The following is a 7,150-nucleotide window of genomic DNA, read 5'->3' as shown; positions in this document are numbered from 1 at the left end:
CACGATCGAGTCCTTACCACCCGAGAACATCAACACCGGACGCTCGAACTCCGCCGCCACCTCCCGGAAAATGTGGATCGACTCCGCCTCCAACTGATCCAACTGGCTCAACCGGTAATCGGCATGCGTGGTGGTCATGGGGTACCTCTCGAGTGACGGGCGCGCCCGGGGGACGACCGGCGTACGACGAACGGGGAGATGCGCCAACGGTGACACATGACATGACAGGTGTCACTTCGAGTGTCGCGCACGTCCTCTACGATCGTGCCATGCCGGACTCCCCGACGCGCGCACGCCTGCTCGACGGTGCGTTGGCGTGTCTGCGCGAGACCGACCCGGGGCGGGTCACCTTCGCCGAGGTGGCGCGCCGCACGGGCATCGCCCGTCAGACGCTCTACGCCCACTTCCCCGACCGCGACGCGCTGCTGCACGCGGCCGTCCGGCAGGCCGCCCTCGACCTCACGGCCCGGCTGGAGGAACGCACCCGCACGCTCCCGCCGTCGGAGGCCGTGGTCGAGAGCCTGGCGACCTTCCACGCCGAGGCGCGCCGCGATCCCGCGCTGGCCCACGTCATCGCGATGACCCTGCATCCCGCCGCCCAGGAGTCCGGCACGCTCTCGGCCCAGGCGCTCGCGCTCACCCGGGGGTTTCTGCGTCGCCGGGTGGCGGAGGGCACCACGCCGCAGCGACTGGAGGAGATGGCGGAGGTCGCGCTGCGCACCCTGCTCTCCCTGCTCGCCTACGACTCGGCCACCACCGAGACGCCGCAGCGTCTGCGGGAGTACCTGCGCGCCACGCTGCTGCCCGCCCTCGACCTGGCCGACGGACCCCACCGCGCGACGGCGCCATGACCGGGACCGAGGACGTCGCGCCGCGGATCGTGGTGGTGCACCACTCCCCCACGCCCGCCACGACGGCGCTCACCGAGGCGGTGCTCGCCGGCGTGCGCCACCCGGAGCTGCCCCCGCTGGAGGTCGTGGTGCTGGAGGCCCTCGCAACCACCCCGGCCACCGCCGAGGTGCTGCGCGGGGCGGCGGGCGTGCTGCTCGGCACCCCGGCCAACTTCGGCTACATGAGCGGCGCGCTCAAGCACTTCTTCGACACCACCTTCCTCGCCCTCGGCGGCGCGCTCGAGGCGGACACCACCGCCGGGTCGCGGGGGACGACGGGGCCGCCGGAGGCGCCGCGTCCCCACTACGGGCTCTACGTCCACGGCCGCTACGACACCGTCGGAGCGATCCGCGCGGTCGAGTCCTTCACGACCGCGCTGCGCTGGCGGCCGGCCGTGCCCGTGCTCGACGTGCTCGGCGACGTCGCTCCCCACCGGGAGTCGGCCGCCGAGTGGGGTGCCACCCTCGCCGCCGTCGCCGCGGGACTGTGACCCCGGCCGGTAGCATCACCGGTTGTGGAGCGGGTGAGGGGACGATCGGGGCGCACAGAGCGGATTCCGGTCCTGCGATCGCTCGCCGCTCTCGTGGCGCTCACCGCGCTCACCGCCTGCGGATCCGACGACGCCGGCACGAGCAGCGCCGACCCCGACCAGGTCGATCGCCTCGAGGCCCCCGACACCGGGGAGTGCCGCCAGCTCACGGTCGCCGACCTGTCGGCCCCGACCAACGCCACCCGCACGATCGACTGCCGTGAGGAGCACACGGCACAGACCTTCGCCGCCGGCGACCTCCCGGCCGCGCTCGACGACGCCGAGCCCGACAGCCCCGAGGTGGCCGCCCACGCCTACCGCACCTGCAGTGCGGGTCTGCGCGAGTTCCTCACCGCCGACGAGAGCGCCGCGATGCGCTCGGTGCTGACCTGGGCGTGGTTCCGCCCCTCCGACGACGCCTGGGAGCAGGGCGCGCGCTGGTACCGCTGCGACGTCGTGGCGGGCGGCACCGCCGCCGGCGTGCTCTACCCGCTGCCCCGCAGCGCGGCCGGACTGCTCGAGGGGCGCCCGGAGGACCAGTGGCTGGTGTGCGCCCGGGGCGCCACGATCGCCAGCAACCCGCCGGTGCGGTGCTCCGAGCCGCACGACTGGCGCGCGGTGACGACGATCAAGCTCGGCGAACCGGGCGACCCCTACCCCGGCGACCGGCTCTCGGAGGTCCGCACCCGCGACTTCTGCTCCGACTCGGTCGGAGCCTGGCTCGGCTACCCCGACAACTACGACTACGCCTACACCTGGTTCCACGAGGCGGAGTGGGAGTTCGGCAACCGGCGCTCGATCTGCTGGGCGAAGACCGACAAGTGAGCGGTCGCGCCGCACGTCCCTCCCACCGGCGGCCGGCGGCCGTGGTCTCGGTGGCCGCGGTGGTCGCGGTGCTGCTGCTCGCCGGCTGCTCGGGGGGCTCGGAGGAGCCGGATCAGCCCGCGGGGTCCGGCTCGACCGCCGGCACCTCGGCATCGCCCACGACCGACGCCACCCCGCCGCGCGCGACTCCGCCACCGCGACCGGCCGCGCGAGCCTGCCACCGGCTCGACTACGCCCAGGCGCTGGCCCCCACTGCCGTGCGCGCACCGGTGCCGTGCCGCCGCGCCCACACCGCCGAGACCTACGAGGTCGGTGCGCTCGACGTCGTCGTGGACGGCCACCTGCTGGCCGTCGACGCCCGCCGGGTGCGCGAGCAGCCGGCGGCGGCGTGTCCGGCCGCGCTGCCCGCCTACGTCGGCGGATCGCGGGAGGCGCTGCGGCTCAGCGTGCTGCGACCGGTGTGGTTCACCCCCACCCTGGCCGACGCCGACGCCGGCGCCGCCTGGTACCGCTGCGACGTCGTGGTGCTCGGCGGCCGCGAGACCCTGCTGAGCGTCACCGGCTCGCTGCGCGGCGTCCTCGACACCCCGGCGGGCCGGGACCGGTACGGCCTGTGCGCCACCGCCAGTCCCGACGACGCCGACGTCGTGCGGGTGCCGTGCTCCCGGCCCCACCGGTGGCGCGCCTTCGACGTCGTGCCCCTCCCCGCCGGGGACTACCCGGGCGCGCGGGCGATCGCCGACGCCGCCGCGGGCCGCTGCGAGGACGGGGCGGCGCAGCAGGCCGAGGACCCCCTGGACTACGAGTGGGCCTACGAGGGTCCCGACCGCACCGCCTGGGAGGCCGGCCAGACCTTCGCGCGCTGCTGGGCCCCGGACTGAGGGGTCCGGCGGATCGGCGGTCCGGGGATCAGAAGCCGAGCTTGCGCAGCTGCCGGGGGTCGCGCTGCCAGTCGGGGGCGACCTTGACGTGCAGGTTGAGGTAGACCGGCGTGCCGAGCAGGGCCTCGATCTGCAGCCGGGCGCGCTTGCCGACGTCCTTGAGCCGGGCCCCGCGGTGGCCGATGACGATGCCCTTCTGGGAGGTGCGCTCGACGTAGAGCGAGGCGTGGATGTCGAGCAGCGGCTTGTCCTCGGGCCGGTCGGCGCGCAGGCCCATCTCCTCCACGACGACCGCGATGGAGTGGGGCAGCTCGTCGCGCACGCCGTCGAGGGCGGCCTCACGGATCAGCTCGGCGGCCAGGATCTCCTCGGGGGCGTCGGTCAGGTCGCCGTCGGGGTAGAGCGGCGGACCGGGCGGCAGCTGCGCCACCAGCAGGTCGGCCAGCAGCCCCACCTGGTCGTCGCCCACCGCCGAGACCGGCACGATCTCGGCCCAGTCGATGCCGACCTCGGTGCCGAGGGCGGCGATGTCGAGCAGGTGCTCCCCGATCCGGTCCGGGGCGGCGAGGTCGGTCTTGGTGGCGATCGCGATCTTGGTGGTGCGCTTGATCTTGGCGAGCTCGCCGACGATGAACCGGTCTCCGGGCCCGATGCGCTGGTCGCTGGGGAAGCACACCGCGACGACGTCGACCTCGGCCCAGGTGGTCATCACCAGGTCGTTGAGCCGCTCGCCCAGCAGGGTGCGGGGCCGGTGCAGTCCCGGGGTGTCGACCAGCACGAGCTGCGCGTCGGGGCGGTGCACGATGCCGCGCACCACGGTGCGGGTGGTCTGCGGCTTGTCGGAGGTGATGACGATCTTCTGGCCCACCAGGGCGTTGGTGAGCGTGGACTTGCCGGCGTTGGGGCGGCCGACGAAGGACACGAAGCCGGAGCGGTGCTCGGGCGGGACGGCGGTCACGGGTTCTCCCGACGGTCGACGGCGCGCGGCTGGCGACGGGCGACCCGGCGCCAGTACCCCATCACGTCGTAGTGGGTGGTGGGCAGGCGGCGCTCGTGCATCAGGTGCTTGCGGATCGTCCGCATCTGGGCGGACTCCCCCGCCATCCAGAAGTAGCCGGGGCCCGCGGGCCAGTCCAGCGCGGCAGTGATCTCGGCCAGCCGGGACCCGGCCTCCGCCTCCTGCCCGTCCGGCGCGTCCTCAGCGGACGCGGTGTGCCACGCGACCTCGGCCGCGGACTCCGGGAGGTAGTCGGACACCGGCTCGGGCACCTCGGCCACGATCCGGCACGGCAGCGCCGCCTCCCCGCGCGCGGCGTTGGTCTCGGCGATGCGCGCCATCGCAGGCAGGGCGGTGAGGTCGCCGACCAGCAGCAGCCACCCGGCGTCGGCGGGCGGGAGGAAGGAGCCCTTGGGTTCGGTGAGGGTGACCACGTCGCCCACGGGGTCGCCGGTGGCCCAGTCGGCCACGAGGCCCTGCTCGTGCACGACGACGTCGAGCAGCAGCGCCCCCTCCTCCCAGCGGCGCACGGTGTAGTAGCGGCTCTGGAACTGGCCGGGCACGATCAGCCCGACCCACTCGTCGGGGAGTCCGGTCGTGCCGAGGTCGGCGAGCTCGGGCCCGGTGAGGGTCAGCCGCAGCAGGTGCGGCGAGAGCCGGTGCCGCTCGCTGACGGTGGCGGTGACCTGCGCCGCGCGCACGCTCATGCGGGGTCGGCCGCGCCGGCGGTGGTGGAGGCGAGGACGGTGCCGCGGGCGTCGGCGAGGTGCACGACGACGTCGGGACCGCCGAGGTCGGCCAGCACGGCGCCGTCGGCAGCGCTGAGCGCGGCGTCCTCGCCGAGCAGCACGGCGGCGGCGATGCGGGTGGAGCCGGAGGCCACGGCCATCGCGACGCACACCTGGGCCGCGGTGAGGGTCAACGACGGCAGCGCCACCGACGCGGCGGCGTAGGTGCGACCGAGCTCGTCGCGCACCGCGGCGCCCTGGGCGGCCTGGATCCGGGCGCGGGTGGCGCGCGCGAGGGTGACGAGCTTGGCGTCCTCGCTGCTCAGCTCGGAGGCGGAGCCGGCACTGCCGGGGGTCGCGGGCGGGGTCGGGGACGACGCGGACATGCCCCCGAGCCTACGGCCGGGGCGGCCTCAGGCCGGAGCGAGGTCCCACGGGAGCGACAGCACGCCGGCCGGCACGTGCAGCCCGGCACGGGTCGCGGCGCGCACCAGCAGCGCCTCCGGACCGCCACCCGGGCGTCCCGCCAGGACCGCGCCGGGAGCGTCGCCGGCCTCGAGCGCGGCGGCCAGCGCGACGGCTCCGACCGCGGCCAGGCCGCCCGGGCCGCGGCGGGCGCCGAGGGCGGCCAGGGCCTCGACGCCGACGCCGCGTGCCGCCGCCCGGTCACGGCTCGAGTCCGCCGGGCGCAGCTGACGCAGCACGTCGAGCGGTCCCGGTGCGCGCAGGCGCAGCCGGTCGGGGCTGGTGTCCAGGCGCTCGGCCAGCCGCGCGAGGGCGACCCGGGTGCCGCCGAGGTGGTCGACCAGCGACCGGGCGTGGGCGTCGGCGCCGGTCCAGACCCGTCCGCGCGCGTGAGGCTCCAGCTCGTCCAGGGGCAGGCCCCGGTCGGCGGCGGCCTTGGTGGTGAAGTCGGCGTAGACGTCGTCGAGCCAGCCCTCGAGCACCGCCCGCTCCTGCTCGGTGAAGGGCCGGTCGGCCGCCATCAGTGCCGCCTGCGGGCCGCTGGTGACGGTCTCGCGCACGATCCCGAGCCGGTCCAGCAGGCCGCGGAGGACGAACTTGCCGCCCAGGACGCCGATCGAGCCGGTGATCGTCGTGGGCTGGGCGACGATCTCGTCCGCCCCCATCGCCACGAAGTACCCGCCGGAGGCGGCCACCGAGCGCATCTGGGCGATCACCGGACGCCCGGCCCCGCGCAGCGCGCGCACCTCGGCCCGGATCGCGTCGCTGGCGATGTAGGAGCCGCCCGGGCTGTCCACCCGCAGCAGCACGCCGGCGACGTCGTCGTCCTCCCGCAGGGCGCGCAGGCGGGCGGCGATGCGCTCGCCGCCGGCCTGCCGCGAGGTGCCCGGGCCCATCACGATCGGACCGGTGACGTCGACGACGCCGATCCGCCGCTCCCCGCGCGCAGGGCGACCCGCGGCCGCGCCGGCACCGCGTGCGAGGGTGCGCAGGGCGTCGGCGGAGCCGGTGTCGGCGGCGTAGCGGTGGACGTAGCGGGGCTCCCACGCGGGGGTCCAGGTCGCGCGGCACCACTCCTGCAGGTCGGCGTGGTACCCGAGGTGGTCGACCAGGCCCGCGGCGAGCGCGTCGGCGGCCGAGAGCGGTGCCCGCTCGATGAGCGCCCGCACGGTGGCCACGTCCAGACCGCGGCGTCGGGCGACGAGCGCCACCGTGTCCTCGACGACGGAGTCGACCAGGCGCTGGACCATCTCGCGCACGGCCGGGGTGATCTCGGGGGCGGCGAACTGGTCGGCGGCGCTCTTGTACTCGTGGCGCTGACCGAACTGGGGCTCGATGCCGAGCTTGTCGAACCCGCCGCGCAGCAGAGTGACCGCCATGGCCGCCCCGGTGAGGCCGACGGTCCCGGTGGGCTGCACCCAGATCCGCTCCGCCCGGACCGCGAGCCGGTAGGCGGGGAGGTCGCCGAGCAGCTCACCGAAGGACTCGGTCCAGGCCAGGGTCGGCTTGTGGCGGCCGAACTCCTCGATCAGGTCGCCCACCTCGTCGACCTCGGGCAGGGTCAACGGACAGCTGCCGACGTGGACCTGCAGGCCGAGCACGGCGTCGTCGGTGGCGGCCCGCTGCAGACCCTCGCGCAGCGCTCGCAGCGAGGGCGCCTGCCGCAGCCGCAGCGCCTCCAGGGGCGTGGCGGGCGGGCGGAGGACGACGCCGTCGGACAGGTCGATCTCCAGCACGGTGCGGGGCCCGGCCGCGCGGCCGGGCAGGCGCAGCAGCCGACCGACCCCGAGCGGGCCGGCGGAGGCGGGCGTGGAACGGGAGGCGGTGGCCATGC

At 75.7% G+C, this 7,150-nt stretch carries 8 protein-coding genes and 1 pseudogene; 4 read left to right on the top strand and 5 right to left on the bottom strand.

Going from position 1 to position 7,150, the window contains the following annotated elements; genetic code table 11:
- Positions 1-138, bottom strand: a pseudogene (locus ACERUJ_RS15255) (sulfate adenylyltransferase small subunit); the annotation flags it as partial.
- A gap of 131 nt (positions 139-269) precedes the next feature.
- On the opposite strand from ACERUJ_RS15255, the gene ACERUJ_RS15250 reads away from it, so the two are divergent.
- The 4 genes from ACERUJ_RS15250 (at position 270) to ACERUJ_RS15235 (ending at position 3,126) form a co-directional block, all read left to right on the top strand.
- Positions 270-851 (top strand): TetR/AcrR family transcriptional regulator, encoded by a 582-nt coding sequence (locus tag ACERUJ_RS15250; RefSeq protein ID WP_370249592.1) that lies wholly within the window; start codon positions 270-272, stop codon positions 849-851.
- Entirely contained in the window at positions 848-1,381 is a 534-nt protein-coding gene (locus ACERUJ_RS15245; protein WP_370249591.1) for a flavodoxin family protein, read from the top strand. Before ACERUJ_RS15250 ends, ACERUJ_RS15245 begins: the two co-directional genes overlap by 4 nt.
- Before the next feature lie 93 nt (positions 1,382-1,474).
- On the top strand, positions 1,475-2,245 hold the full coding sequence (locus ACERUJ_RS15240; RefSeq protein ID WP_370249590.1) for a septum formation family protein: 771 nt from the start codon (positions 1,475-1,477) through the stop codon (positions 2,243-2,245).
- Positions 2,242-3,126 (top strand): septum formation family protein, encoded by an 885-nt coding sequence (locus ACERUJ_RS15235; RefSeq protein WP_370249589.1) that lies wholly within the window; start codon positions 2,242-2,244, stop codon positions 3,124-3,126. Before ACERUJ_RS15240 ends, ACERUJ_RS15235 begins: the two co-directional genes overlap by 4 nt.
- Before the next feature lie 28 nt (positions 3,127-3,154).
- Here the strand turns inward: ACERUJ_RS15235 and era are convergent, their stop codons facing one another.
- The 4 genes from era to sppA are packed head-to-tail and all read right to left on the bottom strand — an operon-like array spanning position 3,155 to position 7,148.
- The gene (gene era, locus ACERUJ_RS15230) at positions 3,155-4,084 is read right to left on the bottom strand and encodes a GTPase Era (RefSeq protein WP_370249588.1); all 930 of its coding nucleotides are present in this window, start codon (positions 4,082-4,084) and stop codon (positions 3,155-3,157) included.
- A complete protein-coding gene (locus ACERUJ_RS15225; RefSeq protein ID WP_370249587.1) occupies positions 4,081-4,830 on the bottom strand; it encodes a siderophore-interacting protein in 750 nt (249 codons plus the stop codon). Before ACERUJ_RS15225 ends, era begins: the two co-directional genes overlap by 4 nt.
- Positions 4,827-5,237 (bottom strand): cytidine deaminase, encoded by a 411-nt coding sequence (locus ACERUJ_RS15220; protein WP_370249586.1) that lies wholly within the window; start codon positions 5,235-5,237, stop codon positions 4,827-4,829. Before ACERUJ_RS15220 ends, ACERUJ_RS15225 begins: the two co-directional genes overlap by 4 nt.
- 27 nt (positions 5,238-5,264) lie before the next feature.
- Positions 5,265-7,148: a signal peptide peptidase SppA gene (gene sppA / locus ACERUJ_RS15215; protein WP_370249585.1), complete on the bottom strand. Its 1,884-nt coding sequence runs from the start codon at positions 7,146-7,148 to the stop codon at positions 5,265-5,267.
- Between the last annotated feature and the right edge of the window lie 2 nt (positions 7,149-7,150).

Origin of the sequence: Nocardioides sp., from assembly GCF_964228225.1 — a bacterium.
In the GTDB taxonomy this organism is placed as follows: domain Bacteria; phylum Actinomycetota; class Actinomycetes; order Propionibacteriales; family Nocardioidaceae; genus Nocardioides.
The sequence above is the reverse complement of the archived record's forward strand: the minus strand, read 5'-3'. Positions and strand labels throughout refer to the sequence as shown.

Bases quoted from the DNA above. Each gene is read 5' to 3' on its own strand.
- sppA (WP_370249585.1), bottom strand. From the start codon at position 7,148: ATGGCCACCGCCTCCCGTTCCACGCCCGCCTCCGCCGGCCCGCTCGGG.
- ACERUJ_RS15225 (WP_370249587.1), bottom strand. From the start codon at position 4,830: ATGAGCGTGCGCGCGGCGCAGGTCACCGCCACCGTCAGCGAGCGGCAC.
- ACERUJ_RS15250 (WP_370249592.1), top strand. From the start codon at position 270: ATGCCGGACTCCCCGACGCGCGCACGCCTGCTCGACGGTGCGTTGGCG.
- ACERUJ_RS15220 (WP_370249586.1), bottom strand. From the start codon at position 5,237: ATGTCCGCGTCGTCCCCGACCCCGCCCGCGACCCCCGGCAGTGCCGGC.
- ACERUJ_RS15245 (WP_370249591.1), top strand. From the start codon at position 848: ATGACCGGGACCGAGGACGTCGCGCCGCGGATCGTGGTGGTGCACCAC.